Raw genomic sequence first — 26,101 nt, forward strand, 5'->3', positions numbered from 1 at the left:
AGATCCGCCCCGTCACCTGGCCACAAGCCCGCCGACGCCCAGCCGCGAAGTCAACCCCCGAAAGACTTACGACGCAGACCACTGAGTCGTACTGCCCAGAAGTACCCTGGAGTTACCGAGGACCCTTCGAACATCGGCCTTCATGTCTGTGTAGTTCTCGGTGATCCAATACGCCGGGCCGCTTCCGGTCGGCCCGAGGCAGGGTTCGCGTCATGACTGCGACCATCTCCCGCCCGGCTTCACCCGAAGGCGGGTTCGCCCCGTCCTTCGCCTCACGCTCGCTCCCACCGGTTCCGCACCGGCCCTGCTGCACCGCCTGGTGGCCGCGCTCGCGCGACCGCGTTAGCAGCCACCTCAAGGGGAGCCGTGAGGCGGCGCAGCCCCGCCGGGAAGCCGACGGGGCTGTTCCGGCAATTGCGTTTCACCGGATCACTGCAGCCGGGCACCGGGACAGGGCTCTGGAGTACGCCGCCGGCGCCGGTGCGTCATGCTGGGGCGCTGCCGATACGGGCTCGCCGCAGTGGCGCTCCTGCTCGGTGGAGACTGGCGAGTGCTTGCCGGTAGGAGGCGATCAGTCCGGTTTCCAGGTAGTCGACTCCCAGGTCCTGGCAGTAGTGGCGGACGAGGGGCCGGGCCTTGCGCAGGTTGGGGCTGGGCATGCTGGGGAACAGGTGGTGTTCGATCTGGTGGTTCAGGCCGCCCAGGGCGAGGTCGGTGAACCAGCTGCCGCGTACGTTGCGGGCGGTGAGGACTTGTCGGCGCAGGAAGTCGGGGCGGTCGTTGCCGGTGAGGATCGGCATGCCTTTGTGGTTGGGGGCGAAGAGGCAGCCGAGGTAGAGGCCGAACAGGCCCTGGTTGACGGCCAGGAACGCGATCGCCATGCCGGGCGGGAGGACGAGGAACACTGCGGTCAGGTAGGCGGCGGTGTGCCCGTAGAGCAGCGTGCCGTCCAGGGCGCGGTTCTTCAGGGCGCGGTTGCCCAGTGCTCGCGCGCTGGAGACGTGCAGGTTGACCCCTTCGAGCAGGAGCAGGGGAAAGAAGAGGAACGCCTGCCGGCGGCCGATGATCCTCGGCAGTCCGGTCGCGGCGCGGGCCTGGTCCTGGGACCACACCAGCAGGTCGGGGGTGATGTCGGGGTCGAGGCCCTCGTGGTTGGGGTTGGCGTGGTGGCGGGTGTGTTTGTCCTGCCACCATCCGTAGCCCATCCCGATCGCGGCCCCGGCGATGCGGCCGGCCGTCTCGCTGGGCCGGCGCCGGCGGAAGACCTGGCGGTGGGCGACGTCGTGGGCGAGCAGAGCGACCTGCCCGAACATCACGGCGAGGAACGCGGCGAGCGCCAGGGTCCACCACCCGGCGCCGATGAGGACGAACGCGCTCCAGCCGCCGGCGTAGGCGACGGCCACGACGATGGACCGGACGGTGTAGTAGCCGGGGCGCCGGTTCATCAGGCCGGCCTCGGCGATCTTCTTCGACAGGCGGGCGAAATCACTGCCACCTGCGGGGGGAGGCGGGCGACGGCGCGGGGTATGCGTGGTCATGGTCTCGGAGTGCCCTTCCCGGCTGACGGGCCGCATCCGGTCATGCGGTGTACGCCGGATGCGATGCGGCAGCCGGGTACCCACATCCCTGCCGTCGGACCGGCACCCCGGTGCTTGTTGGCCGGAGCCTGCGGATGTCGCCGGGCTTTGACGGCGTGAGATCCTCCCCGGAGGGTGACTGCTGTCGATGAACCTGCCGCGCTGGCAATCGGGGCGAAGCGGCATGGAAGGGATATAAGACACTAGCCTCGGGTCATGGTGACGCGTACCCGGCTGTATCACGACGGCACTCTCGTCCTGGAGGACTTTCCCGTCGGTGACGTCCCTGCGCATCTCGCTGATCCGGCGTCGGTCCTGTGGCTGGACCTGCACCGGCCCGGAGCCGCTGAACTCACCATGCTCGGTCAGGAGTTCGGCATCCACGAACTGGCTCTGGAGGATGCCGCCCAGCGTGGACAGCGGCCGAAACTCGACCGCTATCGCACCCACGAGTTCCTCAGCGCCTATGCCGTGACCGTCAGCCCGGACGGTGCGCAGCTGACGTACAGCGAGATCGCCGTATTCCTCACCGGCCAGGCCATGATCACCGTCCGCAAGGACGACGGCTTCGACATCGAGGACGTCGTCGCCCGCTGGGACGAGAGCCCGGACCTGGCCGGCCACGGCGTCGGATTCCTGCTGCACGGCCTGCTCGACCATCTCGTGGACGGACACTTCGCCGCCGTCCAGCAACTGGACGACGGCATCGAGGAGCTGGAGGGCCTGCTCTTCGCGGCTGGGCGCCGTGAGATCGAAGCCGTGCAGCGCCGGGTCTTCGCGCTGCGTAAATCGCTCGTCCGGCTGCGCCGCGTCGTGCTTCCGATGCGCGAGGTGGTCAATGGGCTCATGCGCCCCGGCCTGCACCTGATCACCGACCCTCTCGTCCCGTACTACCAGGACGTCTACGACCACGTGCTGCGTGCCACCGAGTGGACGGAATCACTGCGGGACCTGGTGGCCTCGGTCATGGAGACGAACCTCTCGGTCCAGGCCAACAGCATGAACCTGATCATGAAGAAGGTGACGAGCTGGGCCGCGATCATCGCCGTACCCACCGCGATCACCGGCTACTACGGCCAGAACCTCCCCTATCCCGGTTTCGGCCGCGAGTCGGGATTCATCACCTCCGCCGCAGTCATCGTGCTCCTGTCCGCATTGCTGTATCTGACGTTCAAGCGCAAGGACTGGCTCTGACCGGCATCGGCACCGGCGACCCGGTCCTGAAGGCAGGAAACTGCCTGGTCATCCCGGGCTTTTCGGACCGGTGAGCGGAGTAGTGTTGAAGACACCGGGAGTTCTTCGCGCACCGGCTCCGATGCGGGTGCCGTTCCCGGTGATCGACAGCGCCGGGCCGCACCCACGAGCCCGGGGACAGGTCCGCGCCATGGCTGTGACCATTGACCGTACGACATCGATCAGATGTGCGCCGCCGCAGCCGGCCCGGCTGTCCCTGACGCCCGCGCCGGGCGGGCTGGACGGTATGTGGTGGCCTCGCTCCCGTGCCTTCACCCGTGAGCTGCCGTCGTTGACGGCCGCATTGGGCGATCTCTGGGGTCGTATCACGAGTGTCACCGTGCACCCGGCCTACTGGCCCGTCCTGCCGCACTGGGTGTCCTACGCCGGGCGCACCGTGCAGGTGGGCTGGTCCACCGAGGAGCAGGATCCCCACAGACTCACTCTTTTCTCCGCTGACGGCCGCCGGGACGTGCTGGTGATTCCGCCGGAAACCGGTGCGGATGCCGCCGCGCAGCTGATGGCCGGCGACGGCGTCGATGCCTCGGCCCGGGAGCAAGCAGCAGACAGGATCGATGCACGAAACAGGGAAGAAGCCTGGGAGGCCGACGGCGGAGCAGGTCGACCGTCGTCCCTGCCCCGGTCCATCGGCTCGGCAGGGCCTTCGCCCGCCGGTCGGCGGAGGTGAGATCCCATGCTCGTCATCGCCGTGGCCGTGCTGCTCGTCCTGATCGCCGTCGGAGTCGTTCTGATCCACCGGCTCAACGGCCAGCACGCCGAACGGATCGCTGCCTTCCACTACAGCGATGTTCTGCCGGGGATCGGGCGTCGGCCCCGGAGACACCGTCGGTCGGTGGACGCGACCGTTCCGACGCGCCCCACCGCGACGGCGACCGCGGATGACATCGGCTTCGGCCCGACCGTGGGCGGTAGAGGAAGGCGCGTCATGGCGATGTTGCGAGACCGAAAGACGTACCGCGAGAGGATCATGCAGGCTCTGTACCAAGCCGCCGAAGGCAATCGCCTCCTGGGTGTCGATGGGGCGAAGCTCCGCACGGACCTGGGTATCCCTGAGCAGGACATGGCCGCTGCCTGTATGTACCTGGCAGGTGAAGGCTGGGTCGTCGTGGACTGGGAGAGGGGCAACACGCCCGGGATGATCACGCTGACGCACCAGGGGATCCGGCAGATGGAGACGGAAGAGGAAGGGCGTGGCTGAGCCGCCGCGTCGGCGTCTCGGACCGAAGTGAACCCTCGCAAGGATTGCTTACGACGGATGCGGGTCGGCGCACGCTCACGTGCAATGACCCGGAAGGGTGGCTCCGGCGGGTATACGCCGGAGCCGTTGCCTGTTTTCGCAACCGCGCCCTGCGGCGAAGCGCTCGCGGGCGCGTCGTGCGGAGTACCGTGAGGTAGGAGGGTCGTATCGTGGTCGCACGCCGTGCGGTCGCACTGCTCTCTGCGGACGGGCGGACACCATGGCAGGCTCAGACACCCCCGACTTCCCCAGGCTCCTGCCGGACGCCGTGCACCGGTCGGTGCACCCCGGGACGGCCCTGCTGCGGCTGGAGACGACACACGCACGCGAGGGAATCCTGGACGGCGCATGGTGGCCGCGGTCCCGGGACATCGGTGCCGAGCTTCCCTCGCTGATCTCCGCGTTGACCGAGCATCTCGGGCCTGTCACCCGGGTCGGTCTGGACGGCAGTGCCTGGGACGGACTGCCGACCCGGGTGATGGTCGACGACCGGGTCGTGCACATCGACTCCTTCCCGGTCGGTGACGACACCGTTCTCATCACCCGAGGCGAAGGGGACCTTTTCTCTCTGTTGCTGGTCCCTCCGGACACGTCGCCCGACGCGGCACGCGCCGCGATGGCCAGGGCCGTACGGGCCGACAACGTCACCGAGGCCAGGCAGATCCTCATTGATACCGGCGGCGGCATGCCTCCTGCGCCGGCCTGACACGTCCGTCGCAGATCGACTCCCCTATCGGCCTGGACGCTAGATGCGGGCGTACTTTTCCGTTTGCTGGGCGAAGTCCTGGGCCATGGCGGCGCTGACCGTGGGCTTGGTGTCGCGGATCGTGTCCAGGTAGTCGTCGGTGGTGGGGGTGGTCCGGGTTCCGGTGTCGAAGGTGCGCTCGAACTGGGCCTGGGAGACGGTGCGTGCCGCGTGGGCGATGTCGGCGGGGGTGAACCCCTCGCTGGCGGCCGCGAGTACCGCGCTGTCGGCCCGTGCGCCCGCTCGGGCCAGGTAGCTCTCCCACAGCGCGGTCCTGGCGGTGTGGTCGGGAGGGCCGATCGGCAGCACGTAGTCGAAACGGCCGTGCCGCAGGAACGCGGAGTCGAGCGTGGTCACGTTGTTCGTGGCGCAGACGAGCAGCCGTCCGTCCTGGCTGCGGAACCGGACGATCGCCTTGAGCAGTTCGTTGACGACGCCGACAGCGGTCGCGTCCGCGCCGCCGCGTTCGCCGGCGACCTCCTCGACCTCGTCGATGAAGACGAGGACGTGGTCGAGCCGGGCGATCTCGTCGAAGCGCCGGTTCAGCCCGGTCGCCAGGCCGTACTCGGCGGCCAGACGGGCGGGGAACAGTTCGAGGAAGGGCCATCCCAGGCGGCTGGCGATCGCGTGCGCGAACGTGCTCTTGCCGGTCCCGGGCGGGCCGAACAGCATCACCGCCCGTGGCAGTTCCACTCCGTGCTGGGCGGCCAGTTCGGGATGGGCCAGCGGCAGGACCAGGCGCCGCTCGATGAGCTGCTTCTCCCGTTGCATGCCCGCGACCTTCTGCCACAGCCCCCCTGGCGGCAGCTCCGCTCCGAGCGAGGACAGCGTGCCGGCCGACTGCGGGGTCACCGGTCCGCGTTTCTCGAAGAAGACCAGCCCGGGGCGGGCGCCGAAGTCGCAGTTGCGCAGGGCGGTGGCACCGGTCTCGCCCTCGGGCAGGGCGGCGTGCACCGCGCGGACGCCGACGGCGAAGAGCCGTTGCTCAAGGGCGGTGATCAGGGCACTCCCCAGCCCGTGCTGCCGCCAGCCGGGCGCCATGCAGATGCGCAGGATCCATGCCCGTTCGCCCTCCACCCTGCTCACCGCGGCGCCGATCAGCACGTCGTCGGCCGTGGCCACCACGGCCGGGTGGCGGGTCTGGAGGGCCGTCACGGCGTCCGAGAGTGGGAAGAGCGGCGGCTCCTCGGTCGTGCCGCTCTCCATGTCGACACGGATCACCGCTTCGAGATCGTCCTGGGTGTAGTCCCTGACCCGCCAACCCGTCATGATCAGCTCCGCGTGTTCGGCCGTACCCCCATCATCAGCCGGTGCCCGGAGGATGCGCGCGACAGGCGACGGTCACGAATCCTCCCTGGTGCCACGGATCGCTCGGGCCGTAGTCGGCTTCACGCCGCGGTGCCGGGCGCGCTGCCTGCCGGGCTGAGGGACGTGTCGGTGCGGCCGGTGCCGGCCGGTGGCGCTGCCGCGGCGGGTGCGGCGGCAGCGGTTTCCCGGGCGAGGAAGGAGCCGAGCTCGCCGATCGTGCTCATGAGGGGGGCCGGGAAGACGACGGTGGTGTTCTGGTCGACACCGATCTCCACCAGGCTCTGGAGATTGCGCAGTTGGAGCGCCAGGGGGTGGGCCATCATGGTGTCCGAGGCGTCGCCGAGCGCGGCTGCGGCCAGGGACTCGCCCTCCGCGTTGATGATCTTCGCTCGCTTCTCCCGTTCGGCCTCGGCCTGGCGGGCCATGGCGCGCTTCATGGTGTCGGGCAGCTGGATGTCCTTGAGTTCGACCAGCGTGACCTGCACACCCCAGTCGACGGTGGTGACGTCGAGGATCTGGCGGATGTCCAGGTTGATACGGTCCGTCTCCGACAGTGTCTCGTCGAGCGTGTGCCGGCCGACGACCTTCCGCAGGGTGGTCTGGGCGATCTGGTTGATCGCCGCGTTGACGTTCTCCACGGCGACGACCGACTTCACGGCGTCGACGACCCGGAAGTAGGCGACCGCCGACACGTCCACGCTCACGTTGTCCCGGGTGATGATGCCCTGGGACTGGATCGGCATGGTGACGACCCGCAGCGACACCCGGTGCAGGGTATCGACGAACGGGATGATGAACCGCAGTCCTGGGGAGCGTGTTCCGACGAGTCGACCGAAGCGGAACAGCACTCCCTTCTCGTACTGCTTGACGACCTTCACGGACAGGGCGAGAGCCAGGACGGCCAGGAGGCCGATCACGACGATGAGAACGATCACGACTTGCATGTGCTGCTCCTCGGGACGAGGACCACCTGGGGCGGGGACCCGCCGGTCGAGACCTCTGCATGGGCCTGCGTCGGTTCGTGAGACAGCGCCGAAACCCGTCGGTACGAACCGCGCCGACGGCCGGCGACCTGGACGGTGCTGGTCGCAGGGGGTTGTGCCGTGTCGGTGCTGCGCGGGCCGCCGGGCAGCGCGCGACTGTACCGGTGCACGGCGATCCTTTCCGCCTGCTCGAAGTTGAGCCGGTGGATCACGGACGCCGCCGCTGCGATGAGGACCAGGAAGACGCTGGTCGTCAAAAAGGTGCTCATGTCTCACATGCCGATGATCAGGCGACTGACGCGACCGGTCTGTGCCGGATCGGCCGCAGAGGAGGGGCCGCTCTCGTACTTCCCTGGCTCGTCCGGTTCGAGCGGCCGGTCGGCGGCGGAGACGGCGTGCCGGGTCTCGTCCGCGGCGATGAGAGCGCTTGCGGTCAGCGGCGGACCGTCGTAGTCGGACGCGGCCGCCATCAGGCGGGCCGCCGACTCCGTCTCGGTCTCGGGCGGGATGACCAGCAGGTCCCAGCGGCCGGTGCCGTAGGAGAGCAGCAGCAGCTTGTGCGGGTCGATCTCCGGGGTGAACCATCCGACCTTGACGACATGACCGCCCACGGGGATCTCGTGCGGGATGACCGGCCAGTACTTCGGGTTGACGGCGATGCGGGTGATGCGGCCCCACAGAGGGTCCAGCACATCGGTCAGTGCGGGCAGCTCGCTCAGCAGGTCTCGGGAGCGGGGCCACCAGGCACCGTCCAGGAGGCCGCGCGACGGGCCGTCGGTCTTCAGCGCGAGACGCACGGCCGGGGCTGAGACGGGCTCGTGGTGTGGCAGGAGTTGGTGCAAGGTCGCCGACATGATGCGGACCCGTCTCCGGGCCGCCTTCGCGGCGACCCGGGTTTCATCTCTCGCCGAGAACGACCCGGCGTGGAAGCCGGTGTGCGAAATGCCCTCGGTGCTGTCCACGGTACTCCGCACACGCCGGGGCGGTTGTGGAGACGCCGCCGCATTCGGCGAAGCGGCCGTCGATACCGGCGGCAGTGGGCCGAGGGCGCCGGGGCCCTTGGTATGCCGGCTCCCGGACCGGTCTCACGCCCGACGGCCCGCATGCCCCGGCCCAGCACTCCCCTGGCTCTGTGACGTGTGTCGTTCCGTTCAGCCCGTCACTCCCCGCCAGTCCGCCGGGCCTCGGCGAGGAGTATCCTGGTGATTACCGAGAGCATCTCGTACACCGGCTTCCACGCCGGGTCGTTCTCGGCGATTCATGGCAACCGGGCCGGCCGTGACCGGCCCGGGGTTGGGTCCGCGTCATGACCGCGACCATTCCGTTCACACCCGCAGTCGGAGACCGGGCCCCTTCTTCGTCACCGCTCCGACTCACGCTGGCGCGGGCCGGCGCCCCTCCGGCCCTGATCGACGGTGCCTGGTGGCCCCGTTCGCGCAACCTGACGGAGGAGCTCCCGGCGCTCGTCGAATGTCTCGAGCCGCTGTGGGGGCGGATCACCCGGATAGCGGTGAGCCGCACGTTGTGGCCGGTCATCCCGGGTGAAGTGCCCGCGCACGGCCACATGGTGCGCGTCGGCTGGTCCAACGCCGGGCAGGACCCGCACAAGCTGTTGCTGCTGTCCCACACCTTCGGCCGCTGGGACCTGCTGGTGATCCCACCGGAGACAGCCCCGGCCACCGCAGCCCGGCTCATGGCCACGGCCACCGACCCGTCGCGGAGCCTCACGGCGACCGGCCTGATCCATGAGGCCGAACGTTTCCGGGCCGCGGCAGAGGCAGCGGCCGACTCGGACTCGCTCCGGGAGGCGGTCTGGGACTCCGAAGGCGGACACGACGCCCCCCACCCCGCCTCACGCACTCCTGACGGACCGGTCACCCGTCACGTGCCCACCGCGGCAGCAGGAGTGTGAGAGATCGGCGGTGGGGGAAAGGCTGCGTGCCGTCGGCCTTTCCTTGGGGGCGGGAGGCCGGCTCACTCCGGGAGGGCGAGGTCGTCGGTGGCGCTCCCGCGCCATTCGATCAGCAGGAGCGTCGCATCGTCCGTCGTGATCCCGCCCCGCGCCCGTCGCAGCGTGTGGGAGAGGGAGCGTGCCACCGTCCGGATCTGCTGCGCCGTGGGCTCAAGGCGGTTCACCCACCCGAAGAGCTGCTCCTCACTGAATTCCTCACCGCCGACATCGCGCTCCTCTATCAGTCCGTCGGTGAAGCACAGGATCCGGTCGCCGGGGATGAGAGCCACTTCGCTGATCCGGGGCTCGTGACCGCCGAAGCCGACGGGCAGCGTCGTCGGGCCCTGCAGCCGTCGTACGACACGGTGTCCACGGATCAGCAGAGGAGCGGGATGTCCGGCATTGACCCACTGAAGCCTGCCCGTTGCCGTGTTGAGCCGCATCATCTGAGCGGTCACGAAGTGGTCGGGGCCGAACTGATCGGCGACGGCCCGGTCCATGAACGTATAGATCTCCGACAGGCCGACGCTGATGCGCCGGGCATGCCGGTAGGCTCCGATGACCACCGTGGCCATCGTGGCGGCGTCCAGTCCGTGGCCCATCGCGTCGACCATGGCCACATGCAGGACATCGCCGTTGAGGGCGTAGTCGAAGCTGTCGCCGGCCACGTCGTAGGCGGGTTCCAGCATCCCGGCCAGCTCGACCCGGGGCGTGGACATCGCCAGCGGTGGCAGCAGCGACCACTGGATCTCCGCCGCCACACTCATCGGTTCTCTGCGGCGCAGCCGGAAGAACAGATCGGTGTAACCGTGCTTGGTCACCAGTATGTCGGCCACGAGTGAGGCGAGCCTGCGCAGCAGCCGTCGCTCGTCGTCCTGGAGACGGTCCAGGGTGACGGCCATGACGCCCACCTGGTCGCCACCGTCCAGCAGGGGCAGATAGACCCGCACACCGTCGGCCTGCGAAACCTCGACGGGACGCGCTTCCCGGAAGGCGCGTCCGGCGTCGGAGGCGTCGATCGGCTGCGGTTCCCCGGCCGCCAGCCCGTCGCCCGGCAGGGGGACGAGCCACACCTGGCCGTAGTCCTGCAGGAAGATAGAGGTCTCGCGGCCGTCGAGCCTGCCGATCTGCCGTGCGACGAGCGGACCGAGCTGGTGCGGCGGCAACTCGTGCCCCTGGTCCAGCAGGACTCCCAGAAACTCCTCCCCGAAGCACTCCGACCGGGTGGAGCCTTCCGCGGGTCCTTGCCGCTCACCGCCCGCCATCGCCGTGGCCCCGGGGGACGTTCGGGCGGATCCTCACGAAGGTGCTGTGCATACGAACTCCCGACGGAGACTCACGGGCCGACGCGGTGGGGAACTTCCGCCCGGATCGTGGGGGCCGATCCACCGACTCCCCAACGAGTCGGCCGTGCGCTCGTGCGGCGAGGACCGGCACAACGGCCACCGGGCGCGCCCCGGTCGAGCCTCGGCGGCTGGCCGGCATCGGCGGCGGCCTCAGCCGGCTCGACCTCTCCGCCGCCGCCGTCGTCCGCCGCCGCGGAACGTCTTGGTGGGGTCCGCGACGTCTGCCGGCCTGCCCGCAGCCTGGATCACTGCCCTGCAGGGCGACGATTCCGACTACCAGTAGTGGCGTCGGCCGGCGACGGCGTGTCCCATCGCGCCGAGGATCCACAGGATGGCTCCGACGACCAGCAGGATGATCCCGATGGTCCACAGGATGGACAGGCCGGTGAGGAAGCCGACGACGAGCAGTATGACGCCCAGGATGATCATGATCTCTCCTTCGGGGAGTGGTGTCGGCGCGCCCGCGGACCGCGGTGGGCCGCAAGGGCGTCGGCGGGAACGGCCGATCTCCTCCTTACTCCACGCGGTGTGGTCCGTGGCGGCTGACCTGTAGGCGGACCTCGGCGGGCATGTCGATGAGGCCGGTGGACCGACGCGCGGTGCCGATCGGGCCTTCGCACAGGGCACCGAGAGTGGCGCCGGGGGTGCCCTCGGGGGTGAGGGTGAGCTTGATGCGGGTGCGGTGGCGGCCCGGTCGGCCGGTGATGAGTACGGCCGCATGGCCTACCCCTGGCAGGGCACCGGCTTCGTTCGCGATCGCTTCGCTGAGTGCGCGGTCGCGCAGTTCGACGCCTTCCTGCGGGGGTGTGCCGCCGACGGGTAGTGAGCCGGGGCGGTGTCGGCTCAGTTGGGCGAGCAGCCACCACAGGGCGAGCAGGGCGGTGAGGACGAGGGCGGCGATGACCGCGGGCCACCACCACCAGCCCTGGCTGCTCCAGCGTGCCCGGTCGGCGGAGCCGAGCAGGACGTCGGCCGGGGTGGTCAGGGGCCAGCCGGCGGGTGGGGCCAGATCGTGCCGCCGGTAGAGGTCGAGCCCGGCGAAGAGGATGAGCAGTCCGCCGCCGAGGAGGACCAGTCCGGCGAGGGCCAGCAGAGTGCGGTTGAGGGCGGATCGCGGCGTCATGGCGGGCTCCGGTGCTGCGGGTCTTGTGTCAGCGGGTGCGTCGCCGCGCCCGTACGGCGATGCGGGGAGGACGGGCGAGGGCGAGCCGGTCGCGCTCCTCGTCGAGGACGGCGGTGAGGTCGTCCTTCACCTGTCGGGGGTCTCGGAAGCGGACGTCCGCGCGGGCTTTGATGCGGTGGCGGCCCACCAGGACGTGCGCCGCGCCGACTCCGGGGACCCGCATGGCGGCGTCGCGCAGCAGGACGGCGGCGCTGTTGCGGTCCACGAAGGCCCGCAATCGCGGGCAGCCGGCGGGTGAGCGCAGGGGCAGCCAGCGTCGCTGACCGGGGGTGAGGGCCAGGACGATCAGCCAGACGCCGACGGCGGCGGCCACGGCGGCCCCCGTCAGCATCCACACGTCGTCCACCGGGCGGGTCGCCAGTTCGTCGGCCAGGTGCCGTCGCCAGGCCGCGGCCGGACGTCCCGCCCGTACGGCGACGACGTCGACGAGCGTCGCGACCGCGGCCGCGAGGATCACCGCGGCGACCAGCGCCGCCGTGACGCTGCGTGCCGACCACTTGCGACGGGTTCGGTGCCCTCCTTCGCGCTCACCGGCTGTGACGTCCGAGGTGGACACGTCGCGTTCGGGAGGATCGGGCTCCTTCGTCAGCGGCACCGCGGCACGGTGCGCGGACGACGCGGAGCCGCGGCCCGGGGGACGTGGACCGGATGTCATCACGATCGCCCTTCCTGCACGGCGTGCCCGGTGACCCGGGCCGCCCGGCCGCTCACCGGACCCGCCCCCGGCTCGAGTCGGTGGCGGTCACCAGCCGCCGGACGGTGAGGAGGACCTCTCCCACTCGCAGCCCGGTCAGCTGGGCGACCCGTTCGGCGACGTCCCGCTGGATCCGCTCGCAGACACGGGGGATGTCGGTGGGGTAGGGCAGGTCCATGGTCAGATGCAGGCGCACCGATCCGGTACGGACGGCGGCGGAGGCGTGGGGTGCCGCGGGTCCGCCCCGATCGGGCGGTACGGCGGCGCGCCGCGACTGCGCCGCGCGCGCGGCCTGCGCGGCGATGCGGGCGACCACCCTGTCCGGGATGACGGTTGCGCCCCGCTCGGCCGGGAGCGGCAGCCCGGCGGCCGGCGCCGGCGGGCCCGACCCCTCACCGGGGGAACCGGGCCGGGTCTTCACCGCTGCCTCCGTGTCCGGAGGTCCAGGTCGCCCTGTACGACGAGGCCGACGATCAGCCCTGCCGCACCCAGGACCAGCACCAGCAGAAAGGCCCAGAAGCCGCCGAAGTAGCCGGCGAAGCCGAGGGCCATGCCGGCCGCGAGTCCCGTCGTTGCTGTGTTCATCTCGCACTCACCCGTCTCGCGAGCGTCCCTCTCACCGTGATCATCCGCTCGGGCCCGAGGACACGGCGGTGCTCCCGGCAGCGGTCACCTCACGCGGCCCTCGTCCGGTTCGGTCTGTTCCTCCTCGTCGTCGGGCAGGTGGACGTCGTCGACGGCGATGTTCACCTCGACGACCTCCAGGCCCGTCATCCGCTCCACGGCGCTGATGACGTTGGTGCGTACGCCGCCCGCGACGTCGACGATGGAGACGCCGTACTCGACGACGACGTCCAGGTCCACCGCGGCCTGCCGTTCCCCGACCTCGACCTTGACGCCGCGGGTGACCGCTCCGCCTCCGCCCGCGCCGGGGACGCGTTCCCGCATGGCGCCGAAGGCGCGGGCCATCCCCGCTCCCAGGTTGTAGATGCCCGGTACCTCGCGGGCGGCCATGCCCGCGATCTTGGCCACCACACCGTCCGCGATGGTGGTCCTGCCCCGTGTCTCGGCCGGAGCCCCGGCCCCGGTGCGGCCCTTGAGCGCGCTCACGCCCGCTTCGGGCCGGCTGCCCCCACCGACGCTGGTGATGTTGTCCGTCATGGCGGTCGCCTCGATCGGTCGGCCGGACACCGGAATGGTGCCCGTCGAACGTTGGACATACCGGGCGGCACAATCCTCACACGTCTGGCATGTGATGTGCGTCACAACTCGTATCAGGGGTACACGATCGTTCCGAGCCTGCGTGGGAGCGTCATGATCGAACGCACTGCTTCCCCACGACTGGGGTGCGACCTGCCCGACCGCCTGCTGGCGGTACGGGCGGCCGAGGGAGACGAGGACTCCTTCGCCGTTCTCGTCCAGCGGCACAGCCGGTCCCTCCTGACCCTGGCCCGTTGCATGCTGGGCAACCCCCAGGACGCCGAGGAGGCCGTTCAGGACGCCTTCGTCAGCGCCTGGCGCCACCTGCCGGAATACCGCCACAGGGCGGAGTTCCACACCTGGATGTACCGGATCACCGTCAACCGCTGCCAGACCATGTGCCACCGACGGCCGCCGCCTCTTTCCCTGGACACCGTCGCCGAACCCGCGGCGGGCGACGCGTGGAGCCAGCCCGCCCGGACCGCCGAGGAGGACGCGGCCATGGCCGCCCTGTTCCGCGCGCTCGCCGAGCTGGACGCCGGACAGCGGGTCTGCTGGATCCTGAGGGAGGTGCAGGGCTTGCCCTACAAGGAGATAGCGCACGTGACGCGTACCGACGAGCAGACGGTACGCGGCAGACTGTTCAGGGCACGCCGATCCCTGCAGGAGGCGATGGGCTCATGGCGCTAGACGACCCGCACACGCGGCCTCCCGAACCGCCCGGAGCCGGCGGGCCCCGCAACGGCTGGGCCGCCGCCGACGTGCCCCCGATCGCAGGCGATGAGGTACTGCCCTGCGGCCGCCTGCTCAGCCGGGTCTGGGAACAGGCGCGGGACGCACCACCGGCCGCGGACCCGCACCCGGTGTCCTGTCCATACTGCCGAGAGGCGGTCGAGGGACTGGCCACGGTGAACGCGGCCACCCGGACGCTGCGCGACGAGGACCCTCCGGGCCTGCACGCACTCGCCGACCGGGTCATGGACGTCGTCAGGGCAGAGGTCCGGTTCGGGCGGCTGCTGCCCCTGGCCGACCCCGACCGGGACCTGCGGATCGCCGAGAGCGCCGCGGCCAAGGTGCTGAGGCGGGCCGCGGACACGGTCCCCGGTGCCAGGGCCGCGACCTGCCGGCTCGTACACGAGGGCAACGGCACCGACGTGCGGGTGACCATGACCCTGGCCGCCGCCCTCGACCGCCCGCTGCCCGACCGGGTCCACCAGGTACGCCGATCGGTCCTCCACTCGGCCGGACAGGACCTGGGGCTCACGGTGACAGCCGTCGATATCACCGTGGCCGACGTACTGGAACCGGGACCGACCCTCGGTCCCCGCCTTCCGACGGGCGGTGGCGCATGATGACCGCCACCGGCACCACCGCGCTCCCCGGCGTCGCGGCCGAGGCAGCCCTCGCGGTTCCTGGCGTGGCCGCCCTGCAGCCCCGCCTCGCCCGGCGCCTCGCGGCAGCCGCCGCGCCCACCCGGGCGGACACCACGCCACCTGAGGCCGGCGTACGCGCCGACCGGGCGCCGGACGGTTCGGGATGGCACATCGAGGTGCGCTGCGTCCTGACGGAGGGTCGGCGGGCGCTGGACATCGCCCGAAACGTCCACGACCGGGTGACAGCCGCCCTCGTCACCCACCTCGCCACCCACGGTGCCGCGGAGCCGGTCACCGTCGCGGTCACGGTGACCGGTATCGCCGCCTGGCGCGACGCGGCATGAGCGGCGGCGCGGGCACAGGCCCCACGAACCGTCGTTCGGCAAGCGGCAGGTCGCCGACCGTGGGAGCGCGCTGCTCCCCGTCCGGAAGTCCTACATGGGTGGTCGCGGCTCAAGCCTCGGTGCCGCCGACGATCCGGCTCCCGTACGGGGTGACCGGCTGTGAGTTACTCCTCCGGACGTGCCCGTCGAAGCCCGCCCACCATGGAGCTCCAGACTCTGGCGTGTCGCATAAGACATCGGCCTGTCGAGCCGCTTTTGTACAGAGCAGCCGTGGCGGCCCCGTCCGCGGGCGAACGCCGGAGCGTGAGTGTTCACGGATTGACGCTCACTGCGGTGATTACCAAGCTGGTGGGGGGGGTGCGGAAGGGACTGCGGTCGTGAGCGGTGGACAAAGTGGGCTCACTCGATTGCTGACAGCAGCGGAGACAGCGGCGCCGGCGGACGCCGTCGACGTGATCGCGGAGGACCTGCGGCGGCGTTTCGAGGCCACTAAGGTCTCTTTCCTCATCGTGGACCTGACAGGGAAGGCGGTGGCTCGGCTGTCCACCGCTCCCACTCGGGGTGGGCGGCAGGCCGAGCGGGTTCCCCTGTTCGGCAGTGTCTACGAGGAGGTGATCCGTACCCAGCGCCTGTATCAGGACGCGACCGGCGAGGGGCAGCGGGTGATCGTGCCCGTCACCAACCGCGGGGATGCGATCGGGCTGCTGGAACTGCTCCTGCCGACCGGCCCTGGCGAGGACGTGCTCGACGCAGTCGGGGAAGCCGCCCACATCCTGGCCTACATCGTGATCGCCAACGGCCGCTTCACCGATCTCTACACCTGGGGCAAACGGTCCAAGCCGGCCACCCTGGCGGCTGAAATCCAGTACCAGCTGCTGCCCCTGTCGCTGTCGTGCGAGGCCGCACAGTTCACCCTGTGCGGGAACCTGGAGCCCTCCGAGGACCTCAGCGGCGACACCTTCGACTACACCGTGGACCGCGACACCTTGCACGTGTCGGTGACCGATCCCATGGGCCACGACATGGATTCCGCCCTGGCCGCCACGGTCCTGGTGGGCGCCCTGCGCGGGGCCCGCCGGGCGGGCACCGGCCTGGCCGAACAGGCCCACCGGGCAGACCAGGCACTGATCGAACACGGCCACGGTCATGCCACCGGGCAGCTCCTGCGCATCAATCTCCATACCGGGCGGGCCCAATTCGTCAACGCCGGTCATCCCTGGCCGCTGCGCATGCGCGACGGGGCTGTGGAGACGATCACCTGCGAGGTGGACCATCCCTTCGGGCTGTCTGAGCTGACTCCCCACCCGTACCGTGTGCAGGACCTCGACCTGCGGCCCGGTGACCGTCTGCTCATGTTCACCGACGGCATGCTCGAACGTCACGGAGAGAAGGTCGATCTGCCCGCCCTGCTGGGGTGCACCCGGAATCTGCACCCGAGGGAGACCGCGCTGGCGCTGACGTCCGCGGTCCGGGACGCCGCCGACGGCCGGCTCGAAGACGATGCCACCGCCGTCTGCCTGGACTGGCACGGCCCCCAGGAGACCCAGCGGCACGTCAGCAGCGGCGCAGACACCCGGCAAGCCTCAGCCGCACGCACGAAGGACCAGTCGTGACCTGGGTGAACGGTGCCAACGCGAATGAGACATCACGAGGTGTCTGGAGAACCGTCCCACTTCTCCTCGGCGGCCCACCCATCGGGCGGCGCCGGGTCGGTGACGGGGGCCGCGAGCATCGGGTCCGGCAGCGCCCACATGCGCCATGCCTTCCACGCGGGCGCCCCTTCGTGCGGTGCTGCTGTTCCCCGTTACTCGAGTAGACCGAGTTCCCAAGCACTCGCCGGTGCCTTTGCCGAGTTGCTAGGCAGCCTCTTTGGCAGCCCGCGCCATGACTGCGGACAACCGTGCACCAGAATGAGGGCTCGAAGCCGTTCGTGCGATGGCCGATGGAGGGCGACCGTAAGGCGGCCCAGACGGCTGTCTGTCATTGCCGGTCGCGAGTGGGCGGGGAGTCAGCTCATTCTCAGCCTGCTCCGGCCAGGTTGGGCATTGGTTCGGGCGAAGCCATCCGGCTGTGGTCGGTAGGTGCCGATACGCCGGGATCGATGGGACGGTTGAGCGATGCCGTCCCGGACGGGGGTCTGACTCTTGAGATCTTTGACCGAAGTGTCCAGTCACAGGCTTGTCGACCGTCGTTGCGGGCTGGCTTCTGCTGTCACCGAGCCACAGGGCGTGTCCCAATAGGGGCCTTGCCGAGTTCCAGGCGCCATCACGGTTCAGACCGCCCGAGCGGGCCGGTGCCATCCACTCAGCGTGTCACCCTGCGGGAGGCGAACCACCATGACGACCAGACAGCGCAGCACCTCCTCCAGTACGGATCCTCCCGTGCGGAGAGAAGTCGTGCTCGGCGTGGACACGCACGGTGAGGTGCACGTCGCCGCCGTAATCTCCCCGCTGGGGAAGGTCCTTGGCACCGAGTCCTTTCCGGCGACGGTGGCCGGCTACCGTCGGCTGCTCGTGTGGGCCCGCAGGCGGGGGACGGTGCGCCGGGCTGGTGTGGAGGGCACCGGTACCTTCGGCGCGGGCCTGTCCCGCTACCTGCTGGCCCAGCATGTCCAGGTGTTCGAAGTGAATCGGCCTGACCGCACAGCCCGCCGTCTGCTCGGCAAGTCGGACCCGCTCGATGCGCAGGCCGCAGCGCGAGCCGTGCTCAGCGGTCGCACCCGGGCCCAGGCCAAGTCCGGCGACGGCCCGGTGCACAGCGCCCGGATCTACAAGCTCGCCAAGGACTCCGCGGTCAAGGCCCGCACCCAGGCGATCAACCAGCTCAAGGCCGTCCTAGTGATCGCCGACCCCGCCCTGCGGGAACGGTTGTCGAGCTTGGGCAATGCCGAGCTGTTCCGCACCTGCGCGACCCTCAGCCCACCCGATGGTGGGGGAGACGAGGACGCGGTGGTCCAGACCACCCACATGACATTACGCATGCTCGCCGAACGCATCGAACAGCTCACCGGGCAGATCAACGAGCTGAACCAACGCCTGACCCGGCTCGTCGAACGCCACGCGCCGCAACTGCTCGTACCGATGGGCATCGGCCCGGACAGCGCCGTCACTCTCCTGATCACCATGGGGGACAATCCCGAGCGGCTGAACACCGAGGCGTCCTTTGCTGCCCTTTGCGGAGTCAGCCCCATCGAGTACTCCTCCGGGCGGCGCATCACGCGACGGCTCAACCACGGCGGCGACCGGCAGGCCAACGCCGACCTGCACCGCATCGTGTTCACCCGCCTGCGCCACGACCCCCGAACCCAGGCGTACTACGAACGCCGCACCCAGGAGGGCAAGACCCGGCGCGAGATCATCCGATGCCTCAAGCGATATGCCGCCCGAGAGGTCTTCAACCTGGTCAGAACGGTATCCAGCGTTCCCCCGTTATAGGGGCGTCCGTGAGACGTGAGAGGGTCTGGGGCGTGAGTGAGACACCACCGAACACCCTGCAATACCGCTTTGACGGGCCAGAAGACGCTCCGGTCCTGATCTTGGGTCCCTCACTGGGTACCACATGGCACAGGTTGTAAGGGCCGTCCATGAGGGTCCAGGGCAGTCCATGACGGGCACGTAATGCCAGCTCAGGGCCACCTGATCCGGGTGAGTCGACGCAGTCGGTGATAGGCGTGTGAGAGCGGCGCTCGACGAAAGCCCCGTCGACGCGGCCCGGGGGGACTTGCGAAGCAGTGGGTTGCAGCGTCCGGCGTTGGTGCGTCGCACTCGGTTGTCCTCTCTCGTAGCACCCGAATCAAGGACGCGGCGACAACAAGCGTCGTACGGTCGATGCGCAGCACGTGCCCCGGAACTCCCCGCGACGAACCATACCGTCTTGTTTGCTTCTGCACACCTGTCGGCTTGCTCCGACTGGCGTGCTGCGAAGATGGGGACGTGATACGACGGCGCTCCGCCGGCTTGCTCCAGCGCGACGTCGTCGTTTAGTTGGTCAAGACGGATTGGTGCTTGTACTGGCGGCGCCGCGTCCGCGTCGGCAGCGAGGTGATGGTCAACGCGGTTGGCGGTAGGGCGGCCGCCGGTCTTGGTCCGAGCACTCGCGCATCTCGCACCTGTGCCTCCGTTGGAGGCTAAACCGGCCTGTGGGCACTTCTTCAGGTCGGCACTTCAACAGGGGCCCGGAAGGGTGAGAACGGCTGACTCGGTTCAGCCCTGTGGTCGTCGGGACGCAGTGGAAATGGAATGAGAAGGGCCTGCGGAGCGACCTACGATCGTCTGTCATGGGTGTATAGGCGAGCCGGAATCGGACGGATGCGGCGCCGAAGCAGGCGGCCGAGCCACAGGCCGAGTTCTTCGAGAGGGTCGCCGGTCCGTTCTGGGACCAGGTTCGGGACGTGATCAACGAATGGTGGTCGCGCTTCCCGGACCAGGCTCGACCCGGCCTGCTCAGTCGGCTGCGGGACCGAAACTCCGACACGAACGTCTACTCTGCGCTGTGGGAGTTGTACCTGCACGAGATGTTGCTAGGTTCCGGTTGCAGCGTGGAGGTTGAGCGGCAGACGGGAACGGGTGGCTATAAGCCCGACTTCCTGGTTACACGCGGCAACGCGCAGTTCGTCATCGAGGCGATCTGGAAAGCTCAGAAGCGTGACGCTGGGTCTTACTCGCTCCCACCGCAGTTGAGCGATGCCATCGATCGCTTGCCGAGTCCAAACTTCTTCGTATCATGCGAACTGCACAGCGCCGGTACGGCAACGCCGCCGCAGAGACGACTGAAGTCCGGGCTGACGCGATGGCTTGAAAGCTTGGACCCCGACCAGGTCATCGCCGACTATGAGCGTAAGGTGCTGCTTCCCAGTCACACTTGGCAAGAGGCTGGCTGGTGCCTCACGTTTCAAGCGATTCCCCGCAGCCCAGGCAAACGTGGCAATCCATCCAGCAGGACAATCGGCGTCTACCCCTCGGCATGGGCGGTCGAGGACGGATCGGAGCGAGTGCTCCACGCCGTCACACACAAGGGCGGGAAGTATGGTGACCTGGACCTGCCATTCATCGTGGCGCTAGGCCATGCAGCCGACTTCCCCGAAGATGAGGACATCGAGAGAGCGCTGTACGGGAGTACGGTCGAGTACGCTTACGACAGCGGATCGACTTTCACCCGCAAGCCCGATGGCTACTGGAGTGCCACCTACGACCATGCCCACAGTCGTGTTAGCGGCGTGCTCGTCGTGAATAACCCGGCACCCTGGACCTGGACGAAAAGGTCAGATGTCCCTGAAGAGACCAGTAAACGCGGTGACCTGTAGCGATGAGTGGCTGATGGTGGCTGACCTGCGCGAATGGCCTTTCAGCTGTTTCATGTTCGTGCCGGTTGATGGGGCCGAAAGTCCCAGAAAAGTCCCAGAGGGCTCCGACCGCTGATGGGTGCCCCTCCCTCCTTGTACGCCATTGCGAGCTCGAGGTAGGCCCTGTTGCCGACGAGGGCGCGACAACCTGGAGTCGGGTGACCGGCGCTCGGTGGATGCCGTGCGGGATCGTAGGTTTCTGATGATCGGTGCGACCATTCGTCGTGGGCATGGCCAGCTGACCGCAACGGCGGTTCACGTTCGCCGGTAAAAGGTGGGCCCTGACGACCTCCTTGGCAAGCCCGGTGCTGCCGGTTCACCTCCGCCTGCGCGGAGCGGACGGCGAACACGCCGTCCTGGAGGATCGCCTGGTCGGTTCACCTCCGCCTGCGCGGAGCGGGCGAGTGATCGTCAGGGAACCCCTGGCACCGGGCCGGTTCACCCCCGCCTGAGCGGAGCGGGCGATGTGGCCTGCGACGTTGATCGGCCGACTGGCGGTTCACCTCCGCCTGAGCGGAGCGGGCGGACACCACCGGCACCGACGTGTGGACGGACGCGGTTCACCTCCGCCTGCGCGGAGCGGGCCCGGGCCAGATGCTGTTCGGCGCCCTTGAGAGCGGTTCACCTCCGCCTGCGCGGAGCGGGCCTACGCGGTCAAAGTCGGCGAGACCTACTGGGCGGTTCACCTCCGCCTGCGCGGAGCGGGCGTCGACCGCCTCAACGCCGGCGAGTGCCCTATCGGTTCACCTCCGCCTGCGCGGAGCGGGCCTGTTCCGCCGGAGTGAGAACGAGCGTCACGACGGTTCACCTCCGCCTGCGCGGAGCGGGCGTCTGCGAGACGCCTGACACCGTGACAGTGATCGGTTCACCTCCGCCTGCGCGGAGCGGGCGGGAAGCCGGCGAGCGTTGCCCGAGGCGGCGTCGGTTCACCTCCGCCTGCGCGGAGCGGGCGTTCACGCTGCTCGTCACCCCGGCCGAACCAACGGTTCACCTCCGCCTGCGCGGAGCGGGCCAGCGGTAGCGCGGCTGGGGCGACGCCAGTTCCGGTTCACCTCCGCCTGCGCGGAGCGGGCGAGGCCCGGGCCGCCACAACCCGGGCCTCTGCCGGTTCACCTCCGCCTGCGCGGAGCGGGCTCCAGCACCGCCGCGAGCACCTGCACGATCATCGGTTCACCTCCGCCTGCGCGGAGCGGGCGCTGCCGCGGCCGCCACGGACTACACCGGCGACGGTTCACCTCCGCCTGCGCGGAGCGGGCAGGTCGACCCACCAGGAGTCCCCGTACACCATCGGTTCACCTCCGCCTGCGCGGAGCGGGCGGGTGGAACGGGCGGGAGATCAGCGCGTCCAGCGGTTCACCTCCGCCTGCGCGGAGCGGGCACCACCAACCCCTGCTGCCCCAACGAGACCTGCGGTTCACCTCCGCCTGCGCGGAGCGGGCCCTTCATGGCCTGCGGTTCTATAGGGGCTTTGCGATTTCTTGACTTGTGGGGAGGCGTTGGAAGGCGATGAGGGTGAGGCCGTCGAAGTCGAGGGGGTCGCGGCGTTGGGGGCCGGCTGTGTGGAGGGTGAAGCCTTGTTCGTTGGTTGCGGGGTAGGCCAGGACGGCGCTCCCTTCGGTGAGGCAGGCGGTGAGGTTGTTCCAGAGTTCGGTGCGGACGCGGGCTGAGATGGTGCCGATGTAGAGGGTAGGTGTGACTTCGAGGAGCCAGCGGGTGAGGGCGCCGCGCAGGTGGTCGGGGACGGCGGTGGCGGAGATGACGGTCATGGCGGGCACAGGCCGGGATGCTCCTGTCGTGGGTCAGGCGTGGTTGGTGCCGCCGGGGAGAGGGCCGGTGACGGGGTCCCAGAGGTCGACGAGCTGTTCGTAGCAGGTTTCGTCGGGGTCGGGTTGGGGGCTGTCGGGGGCGAGGAGGGTCTGGAGGTCGCGGACGATGCGTGGCATGAGGCGAAAGAGGCGCAGGCCGTCGCGGAAGGAGCGGCGGGCTTCTGCTTCGGGCCGGTCTGAGGTGTTCAGGGAGAACGCAAGGGGGATGGTGAGTTCGGCTTTGTAGAGGTCGGCGATGTCGTAGACGAAGGCTTGCTGGTTGCCGCTGTGGACGAATCCGAGGGCGGGGGAGCAGCCGAGGGCGACGATGGCGGCGTGGACGATTCCGTACAGGCAGGTGTTGGCGGCGGACAGGGCGAGGTTGACGGGGTCCTGGGTGTCCCAGGAGTCGGGGTCGTAGGAGCGGCGGAAGCGCTGGATGCGGTGCTGTCTTGCGAGGAGTTTGTAGAGGGCTTTGACGCGTTGTCCTTCGAGTCCGCGCAGTTGCTGGAGGGTCGCTCCTGGCGGGGCCTGGCCGGGGCCGAAGCGGTGCTCGTACATGGCGGTGGCGATGGCGAGGCGGCGGGTGTCGTCGGCCCAGGCGCGGGCCTGGTGTTCGAGCCAGGTGGTGGTGAGGGTGCCGGGGACGGTGGCGGCGTAGCAGCGTACGCCGCCCATGCCGGTGATCAGGACGGTGGTGCCGTGGCGGGCGAAGGTGGCCAGGGCGGGTGCGGTGATGGAGGTACCGGGGCCGAGCAGGACACAGGCGAGGGAGGCGGTGGGGAGATAGACGGTCTCGGTGCCACGGCGTTGGGTGGTGATCTCCGCGCAGACGCCGGTGTCGTCCTGGTGGACGCGGACGATGTCGAGGTAGAGGAAGGAGAGGCTGTCGACGACGCGGGGCAGCATGGCGACGGTGGGTGCGGCAAGACGGCGACGGCCCCCGCCGTTGGGGCCGGGAGCCGTCGCGGGGACGCTGGTCATGCGGGATCCGGGGCGGGGGCGATGCTGAGGAGTCCGCAGCCGTATGCCTTGCCGCGTCCGATGCCGCTGAGGACGGCGGTGCGCAGCAGGTCGGGGTCGGTGACGGTGGCGGTGCCGTCGAAGCGGACGCGGTGGTGGTGGATGCGGTTGCTGTGCTTGGCGCGGTCGGCGCGGGTGGTGTCGGCGGGGTACTGGCGGTCGCGGGCTGCGTCGACGGGCTGGGAGTGCAGGGTGAGGGTTTTTAGTCCTGCTTGGTCGGCCTGGCGGTGCCACCATTCGTCTGCGGCGGTGCCGTTGAGGGGGACGACGGCGGGGAGCTTGTAGTGGGCGCGGGTGGTGGCGCCGGGCTTGCGGACGGGGGAGGCTGTGCAGCGGTAGTGCAGGGTGCGGCCAGGCTCCAGGGCGTCGAGGAGGGCGTCGAGGGGGCGGGTGGTGAGGGTGGCGTACTGGGCGGGGAGGCGGGCGGGGTCGGGGGGCTGGTTGGACTGCAGCAGGAGGTGGTTGCCGCGGGGGGTGTCCTCGACGCGGAACAGGACACCGAAGTGGGCGCGGGCCTGTTCGGGGATGCCGTCGGGGAACAGGGACATCACGCGGCGGTGGAGGGAGGCGTGGGAGGTGTTGGCGCCCAGTTCCTGCTGGGCCAGTCGGGAGGAGGGGTGGGGGATGAGCCGGGTGAGGTAGAGGGTCACTGGATGCTTCCTTCCCGGGCGGGGTGGGCGGCGGGTGTGTAGGTGGGAGAGGTGTAGGCGGCGAGTCGGGTCAGTTGTCTGGTTCCGTAGTCGGCGCATTGGGAGGCGGGCAGGGTGAGGGTGCGCCGGTAGAGGGGGCGGGCCCGGTGGCGGCGGTGCAGGGAGGTGAAGTCGACGGGGGCGTCCAGGATGGTGGAGTGCTCCTGCGTGCCGTCGTCGGGTGTGCTGTGGACGAGGGGGGCGGGCAGTCCGGTCAGGGGCTGGTCGGACAGGAACAGCACCGAGACTGTGGCGTCTTTGCCGTCTTCAGGGCCGGTCACGGCGTGGCGTGCGTGCACGGCGAGGGGGAGGTGGACGAGGTCGTGGAGGACGTCGGTGCTGCGGCCCAGGAGGAGCGGGCCCGCTGGGGGACAGGAGCGGCGGCCAAGGTAGGTGGGCCAGCGCGGGGACAGCAGGGCGTCGCTCCAGGAGGCGGGGGGGTCTGTGTGGTCGGGCAGGGTGAGGGCCACGGTGAAGGCGGCGTCCTGCAGGTACCAGCGGGTGCTGGTGAGGGTGGAGGTGTCGCTGTCGCGTCGTTTGCCGTCGGCGGTGACCACGGTCCGCTCGCGGCTCAGGCCGCCTCCCACGGTGTGGAAGTCGCGCAGGTGACTGCCGGGACGGTCGGCGCGGACCGTGACCGACAGGGCGAGGTCGTCGAGGTGGTGGTGGCGGGAGCGGCCCAGGGCTGAGGCGAGGAGGCCGGTGATGGCGGAGCGGGTGGGGAAGGGCAGGGTGTCGCGGTCGTCGAAGTGGCTGTGCTCGCCCCAGGACTGCAGGGGCGAGGCCAGCCGCAGCAGCAGGCCCGGCACGTGCGCCCGGCGGGGGGCGCTCATGCGGCGCTGTCCTGGCCGGCGGTCCGGACGTGGCCGACGGCTTCGGTGATGAGGGCGTCGAGGCTGTCGGTGCGCGGGCCGAGGGCGTTGGGAAGGTCTTTGAGTTCCGGGCTGGTCCAGCTCCGGTAGAGGAGGTGGCTGGTGCCGAGGAAGGAGCCGGCTGCTGCCGCGTACTGGGCGAGGGCGTCCACCGCGGGGGCGCCGTGGCCGCCGTGCGTGCCGGGGCGTACGGGCTCTTCGAAGGCGGCGGCGAAGGAGACGGGCCGGTCGCCGCGCACGGCGAAGTGGACGAGGTGGGGCAGAGTGTGGGGGGCGGTGGAGTTCTTCTTGGCCTGTGGCACGGCGAGGGTGAACGCGGTCAGGAAGCTGGTGAGAACCTCGTGGACGTCGGCGGTGCTGTCGGTGCCGGCGAGGTTGTGGGTGAGTTCTTCGAGGTCGATGGTGGCGTATCGGTAGAAGGTCCCTGCGCTGAACTCGGCGTGGCCCATGTGGGCGCTGCCGGTGGTGTCCTGCCAGGTGGAGGTGAGGTCGTCGACCGCGGTGAAGTAGTCGAGGTCGGCGTCGGCTTCGTGGGTGGTCATGGCGTGAGCCACCTGGACGGCGCCGTCGACGCCGGCCCGGTCGACCTCGGCGAGCATGCGCCCGAAGAGGTTGATGACGTCGTTGCGGCTGCGCAGGATCGCGTCGACACCGGCCTTGGGCAGGGCAGAGGCTTTGGCCTCGCCCTTCTTCGTGATGTCCTTGGCGGCTTCCAGCGTCTGGCGGTGTTCCTCGGCGTAGTCGGCGAGTTCGCGCACGGCGGCTTGGGGGACGTAGACCATCGCGTTGGTGATCACGTGGTTGGGGATCGCGGTCTTGGTCTTCCCTTCGGTCTTCTCCTCGACCTCGAACTTGCCGACCGAGGCGGCGATGTGGGCGCCCGCCCGCTCGGCGAGTTCCTGCGGCCAGCCGCGGTCTGCGAGTTCGCGGGTGACGGCTTCGCCGATGCGGCGGGTACGCAGCGTGCTGCTCCCGGTGATCCTTTCGAACTCGACGCGCGTTGCCCGCTTCCAGGACTGGCTGGAGACACGGGTGCGCAGCTTCGCGCCGTAGAGAACGGTCTTGACGGAGTTGGTGTCGTCGCGGTTGAGGTTCGCGAAGGGTACGGACTGGATGATGTGGATGTCGAGGAATCGGGCGCGCGCAGTCATGAGGGGTCCTCCAGGGAAGTGGATG

The 26,101-nt window shown here is 69.8% G+C and carries 28 protein-coding genes and 1 CRISPR repeat array; of the genes, 11 read left to right on the forward strand and 17 right to left on the reverse strand.

From position 1 onward, the window contains the following. Positions 1–485 precede the first annotated feature (485 nt). Positions 486–1,538, reverse strand: a complete 1,053-nt coding sequence (locus ACFVIU_RS13185) for a fatty acid desaturase family protein (protein WP_385842443.1) — start codon at positions 1,536–1,538, stop codon at positions 486–488. A 255-nt stretch (positions 1,539–1,793) separates the two neighbouring features. Here ACFVIU_RS13185 and ACFVIU_RS13190 point away from each other — a divergent pair, with 255 nt between their 5' ends. The 4 genes from ACFVIU_RS13190 (at position 1,794) to ACFVIU_RS13205 (ending at position 4,774) form a co-directional block, all read left to right on the forward strand. Further along, positions 1,794–2,771 carry a magnesium transporter CorA family protein gene (locus ACFVIU_RS13190; protein ID WP_385842444.1) on the forward strand — a complete coding sequence of 326 codons (978 nt, stop codon included), beginning with the start codon at positions 1,794–1,796 and terminating at the stop codon, positions 2,769–2,771. Positions 2,772–2,961: 190 nt separating this feature from the next. Beyond that, positions 2,962–3,498: a DUF5994 family protein gene (locus tag ACFVIU_RS13195; RefSeq protein WP_385842445.1), complete on the forward strand. Its 537-nt coding sequence runs from the start codon at positions 2,962–2,964 to the stop codon at positions 3,496–3,498. Positions 3,499–3,504: 6 nt separating this feature from the next. Beyond that, the gene (locus ACFVIU_RS13200; RefSeq protein ID WP_385842446.1) at positions 3,505–4,029 is read left to right on the forward strand and encodes a hypothetical protein; all 525 of its coding nucleotides are present in this window, start codon (positions 3,505–3,507) and stop codon (positions 4,027–4,029) included. Positions 4,030–4,288: 259 nt separating this feature from the next. Further along, positions 4,289–4,774: a DUF5994 family protein gene (locus tag ACFVIU_RS13205; RefSeq protein WP_385842447.1), complete on the forward strand. Its 486-nt coding sequence runs from the start codon at positions 4,289–4,291 to the stop codon at positions 4,772–4,774. Between the two features lie 39 nt (positions 4,775–4,813). On the opposite strand, the gene ACFVIU_RS13210 is transcribed toward ACFVIU_RS13205, so the two are convergent. The 4 genes from ACFVIU_RS13210 to ACFVIU_RS13225 form a co-directional block, all read right to left on the reverse strand. Beyond that, positions 4,814–6,082 (reverse strand): ATP-binding protein, encoded by a 1,269-nt coding sequence (locus ACFVIU_RS13210; protein WP_385842448.1) that lies wholly within the window; start codon positions 6,080–6,082, stop codon positions 4,814–4,816. Between the two features lie 119 nt (positions 6,083–6,201). After that, positions 6,202–7,065, reverse strand: a complete 864-nt coding sequence (locus tag ACFVIU_RS13215) for a slipin family protein (protein ID WP_385842449.1) — start codon at positions 7,063–7,065, stop codon at positions 6,202–6,204. Beyond that, positions 7,053–7,373, reverse strand: a complete 321-nt coding sequence (locus ACFVIU_RS13220) for a hypothetical protein (RefSeq protein ID WP_385842450.1) — start codon at positions 7,371–7,373, stop codon at positions 7,053–7,055. Before ACFVIU_RS13220 ends, ACFVIU_RS13215 begins: the two co-directional genes overlap by 13 nt. Positions 7,374–7,376: 3 nt before the next feature. After that, positions 7,377–8,066, reverse strand: coding sequence for a DUF5994 family protein (locus tag ACFVIU_RS13225; RefSeq protein ID WP_385842451.1), 690 nt, complete (start codon positions 8,064–8,066; stop codon positions 7,377–7,379). A 344-nt stretch (positions 8,067–8,410) separates the two neighbouring features. On the opposite strand from ACFVIU_RS13225, the gene ACFVIU_RS13230 reads away from it, so the two are divergent. Then, entirely contained in the window at positions 8,411–9,016 is a 606-nt protein-coding gene (locus tag ACFVIU_RS13230; protein WP_385842452.1) for a DUF5994 family protein, read from the forward strand. Between the two features lie 62 nt (positions 9,017–9,078). Here the strand turns inward: ACFVIU_RS13230 and ACFVIU_RS13235 are convergent, their stop codons facing one another. The 7 genes from ACFVIU_RS13235 to ACFVIU_RS13265 form a co-directional block, all read right to left on the reverse strand. Further along, positions 9,079–10,320 (reverse strand): PP2C family protein-serine/threonine phosphatase, encoded by a 1,242-nt coding sequence (locus ACFVIU_RS13235; protein ID WP_385842454.1) that lies wholly within the window; start codon positions 10,318–10,320, stop codon positions 9,079–9,081. 354 nt (positions 10,321–10,674) lie between these two features. After that, positions 10,675–10,830, reverse strand: coding sequence for a DUF6131 family protein (locus ACFVIU_RS13240; RefSeq protein WP_099054839.1), 156 nt, complete (start codon positions 10,828–10,830; stop codon positions 10,675–10,677). Between the two features lie 85 nt (positions 10,831–10,915). After that, the gene (locus tag ACFVIU_RS13245) at positions 10,916–11,524 is read right to left on the reverse strand and encodes an alkaline shock response membrane anchor protein AmaP (protein ID WP_353757239.1); all 609 of its coding nucleotides are present in this window, start codon (positions 11,522–11,524) and stop codon (positions 10,916–10,918) included. A 28-nt stretch (positions 11,525–11,552) separates the two neighbouring features. Then, positions 11,553–12,179, reverse strand: a complete 627-nt coding sequence (locus ACFVIU_RS13250) for a DUF6286 domain-containing protein (protein WP_385842455.1) — start codon at positions 12,177–12,179, stop codon at positions 11,553–11,555. 112 nt (positions 12,180–12,291) lie between these two features. Next, on the reverse strand, positions 12,292–12,699 hold the full coding sequence (locus ACFVIU_RS13255; protein WP_385842456.1) for an Asp23/Gls24 family envelope stress response protein: 408 nt from the start codon (positions 12,697–12,699) through the stop codon (positions 12,292–12,294). Continuing rightward, positions 12,696–12,863, reverse strand: coding sequence for a hypothetical protein (locus tag ACFVIU_RS13260; protein ID WP_030645371.1), 168 nt, complete (start codon positions 12,861–12,863; stop codon positions 12,696–12,698). The genes ACFVIU_RS13255 and ACFVIU_RS13260 overlap by 4 nt, the downstream gene beginning before the upstream one ends. Positions 12,864–12,947: 84 nt before the next feature. Beyond that, positions 12,948–13,439, reverse strand: a complete 492-nt coding sequence (locus ACFVIU_RS13265; RefSeq protein ID WP_385842457.1) for an Asp23/Gls24 family envelope stress response protein — start codon at positions 13,437–13,439, stop codon at positions 12,948–12,950. Positions 13,440–13,592: 153 nt separating this feature from the next. On the opposite strand from ACFVIU_RS13265, the gene ACFVIU_RS13270 reads away from it, so the two are divergent. The 6 genes from ACFVIU_RS13270 to ACFVIU_RS13295 all read left to right on the forward strand — a co-directional run bounded on the left by ACFVIU_RS13270 (position 13,593) and on the right by ACFVIU_RS13295 (position 20,497). After that, positions 13,593–14,168, forward strand: a complete 576-nt coding sequence (locus tag ACFVIU_RS13270) for an RNA polymerase sigma factor (protein WP_171151366.1) — start codon at positions 13,593–13,595, stop codon at positions 14,166–14,168. Continuing rightward, positions 14,159–14,830 carry a hypothetical protein gene (locus ACFVIU_RS13275; RefSeq protein WP_385842458.1) on the forward strand — a complete coding sequence of 224 codons (672 nt, stop codon included), beginning with the start codon at positions 14,159–14,161 and terminating at the stop codon, positions 14,828–14,830. Before ACFVIU_RS13270 ends, ACFVIU_RS13275 begins: the two co-directional genes overlap by 10 nt. Next, positions 14,827–15,195, forward strand: coding sequence for a hypothetical protein (locus tag ACFVIU_RS13280; protein WP_351092570.1), 369 nt, complete (start codon positions 14,827–14,829; stop codon positions 15,193–15,195). The genes ACFVIU_RS13275 and ACFVIU_RS13280 overlap by 4 nt, the downstream gene beginning before the upstream one ends. A 407-nt stretch (positions 15,196–15,602) precedes the next feature. Continuing rightward, the gene (locus ACFVIU_RS13285; protein ID WP_385842459.1) at positions 15,603–16,808 is read left to right on the forward strand and encodes a PP2C family protein-serine/threonine phosphatase; all 1,206 of its coding nucleotides are present in this window, start codon (positions 15,603–15,605) and stop codon (positions 16,806–16,808) included. A 783-nt stretch (positions 16,809–17,591) separates the two neighbouring features. Then, entirely contained in the window at positions 17,592–18,629 is a 1,038-nt protein-coding gene (locus ACFVIU_RS13290) for an IS110 family transposase (protein ID WP_385842460.1), read from the forward strand. Positions 18,630–19,585: 956 nt separating this feature from the next. Continuing rightward, on the forward strand, positions 19,586–20,497 hold the full coding sequence (locus ACFVIU_RS13295) for a hypothetical protein (RefSeq protein WP_385842462.1): 912 nt from the start codon (positions 19,586–19,588) through the stop codon (positions 20,495–20,497). 351 nt (positions 20,498–20,848) lie between these two features. Further along, positions 20,849–21,975: a CRISPR direct-repeat array (repeat unit 29 nt; unit sequence CGGTTCACCTCCGCCTGCGCGGAGCGGGC). An 18-nt stretch (positions 21,976–21,993) separates the two neighbouring features. On the opposite strand, the gene cas2e is transcribed toward ACFVIU_RS13295, so the two are convergent. Genes cas2e through cas7e form a run of 5 tightly spaced genes read right to left on the reverse strand, consistent with a single transcriptional unit; the run spans position 21,994 to position 26,076 of the window. After that, positions 21,994–22,311: a type I-E CRISPR-associated endoribonuclease Cas2e gene (cas2e, locus tag ACFVIU_RS13300; RefSeq protein WP_074993734.1), complete on the reverse strand. Its 318-nt coding sequence runs from the start codon at positions 22,309–22,311 to the stop codon at positions 21,994–21,996. 24 nt (positions 22,312–22,335) lie between these two features. Further along, positions 22,336–23,325: a type I-E CRISPR-associated endonuclease Cas1e gene (cas1e, locus tag ACFVIU_RS13305; RefSeq protein WP_385842463.1), complete on the reverse strand. Its 990-nt coding sequence runs from the start codon at positions 23,323–23,325 to the stop codon at positions 22,336–22,338. Then, positions 23,322–24,014, reverse strand: a complete 693-nt coding sequence (gene cas6e, locus ACFVIU_RS13310) for a type I-E CRISPR-associated protein Cas6/Cse3/CasE (protein ID WP_385842464.1) — start codon at positions 24,012–24,014, stop codon at positions 23,322–23,324. Before cas6e ends, cas1e begins: the two co-directional genes overlap by 4 nt. Continuing rightward, on the reverse strand, positions 24,011–24,886 hold the full coding sequence (gene cas5e / locus ACFVIU_RS13315; RefSeq protein ID WP_385842466.1) for a type I-E CRISPR-associated protein Cas5/CasD: 876 nt from the start codon (positions 24,884–24,886) through the stop codon (positions 24,011–24,013). The genes cas6e and cas5e overlap by 4 nt, the downstream gene beginning before the upstream one ends. After that, entirely contained in the window at positions 24,883–26,076 is a 1,194-nt protein-coding gene (gene cas7e, locus ACFVIU_RS13320; protein ID WP_385842467.1) for a type I-E CRISPR-associated protein Cas7/Cse4/CasC, read from the reverse strand. Before cas7e ends, cas5e begins: the two co-directional genes overlap by 4 nt. Positions 26,077–26,101 lie beyond the last annotated feature (25 nt).

This window comes from Streptomyces sp. NPDC127190, from assembly GCF_042672505.1.
In the GTDB taxonomy this organism is placed as follows: Bacteria; Actinomycetota; Actinomycetes; order Streptomycetales; family Streptomycetaceae; genus Streptomyces.

Bases quoted from the DNA above. Each gene is read 5' to 3' on its own strand.
- ACFVIU_RS13185 (WP_385842443.1), bottom strand. From the start codon at position 1,538: ATGACCACGCATACCCCGCGCCGTCGCCCGCCTCCCCCCGCAGGTGGC.
- ACFVIU_RS13190 (WP_385842444.1), top strand. From the start codon at position 1,794: ATGGTGACGCGTACCCGGCTGTATCACGACGGCACTCTCGTCCTGGAG.
- ACFVIU_RS13195 (WP_385842445.1), top strand. From the start codon at position 2,962: ATGGCTGTGACCATTGACCGTACGACATCGATCAGATGTGCGCCGCCG.
- ACFVIU_RS13200 (WP_385842446.1), top strand. From the start codon at position 3,505: ATGCTCGTCATCGCCGTGGCCGTGCTGCTCGTCCTGATCGCCGTCGGA.
- ACFVIU_RS13205 (WP_385842447.1), top strand. From the start codon at position 4,289: ATGGCAGGCTCAGACACCCCCGACTTCCCCAGGCTCCTGCCGGACGCC.
- ACFVIU_RS13210 (WP_385842448.1), bottom strand. From the start codon at position 6,082: ATGACGGGTTGGCGGGTCAGGGACTACACCCAGGACGATCTCGAAGCG.
- ACFVIU_RS13215 (WP_385842449.1), bottom strand. From the start codon at position 7,065: ATGCAAGTCGTGATCGTTCTCATCGTCGTGATCGGCCTCCTGGCCGTC.
- ACFVIU_RS13220 (WP_385842450.1), bottom strand. From the start codon at position 7,373: ATGAGCACCTTTTTGACGACCAGCGTCTTCCTGGTCCTCATCGCAGCG.
- ACFVIU_RS13230 (WP_385842452.1), top strand. From the start codon at position 8,411: ATGACCGCGACCATTCCGTTCACACCCGCAGTCGGAGACCGGGCCCCT.
- ACFVIU_RS13235 (WP_385842454.1), bottom strand. From the start codon at position 10,320: ATGGCGGGCGGTGAGCGGCAAGGACCCGCGGAAGGCTCCACCCGGTCG.
- ACFVIU_RS13240 (WP_099054839.1), bottom strand. From the start codon at position 10,830: ATGATCATCCTGGGCGTCATACTGCTCGTCGTCGGCTTCCTCACCGGC.
- ACFVIU_RS13245 (WP_353757239.1), bottom strand. From the start codon at position 11,524: ATGACGCCGCGATCCGCCCTCAACCGCACTCTGCTGGCCCTCGCCGGA.
- ACFVIU_RS13260 (WP_030645371.1), bottom strand. From the start codon at position 12,863: ATGAACACAGCAACGACGGGACTCGCGGCCGGCATGGCCCTCGGCTTC.
- ACFVIU_RS13265 (WP_385842457.1), bottom strand. From the start codon at position 13,439: ATGACGGACAACATCACCAGCGTCGGTGGGGGCAGCCGGCCCGAAGCG.
- ACFVIU_RS13270 (WP_171151366.1), top strand. From the start codon at position 13,593: ATGATCGAACGCACTGCTTCCCCACGACTGGGGTGCGACCTGCCCGAC.
- ACFVIU_RS13275 (WP_385842458.1), top strand. From the start codon at position 14,159: ATGGCGCTAGACGACCCGCACACGCGGCCTCCCGAACCGCCCGGAGCC.
- ACFVIU_RS13280 (WP_351092570.1), top strand. From the start codon at position 14,827: ATGATGACCGCCACCGGCACCACCGCGCTCCCCGGCGTCGCGGCCGAG.
- cas1e (WP_385842463.1), bottom strand. From the start codon at position 23,325: ATGACCAGCGTCCCCGCGACGGCTCCCGGCCCCAACGGCGGGGGCCGT.
- cas5e (WP_385842466.1), bottom strand. From the start codon at position 24,886: ATGAGCGCCCCCCGCCGGGCGCACGTGCCGGGCCTGCTGCTGCGGCTG.
- cas7e (WP_385842467.1), bottom strand. From the start codon at position 26,076: ATGACTGCGCGCGCCCGATTCCTCGACATCCACATCATCCAGTCCGTA.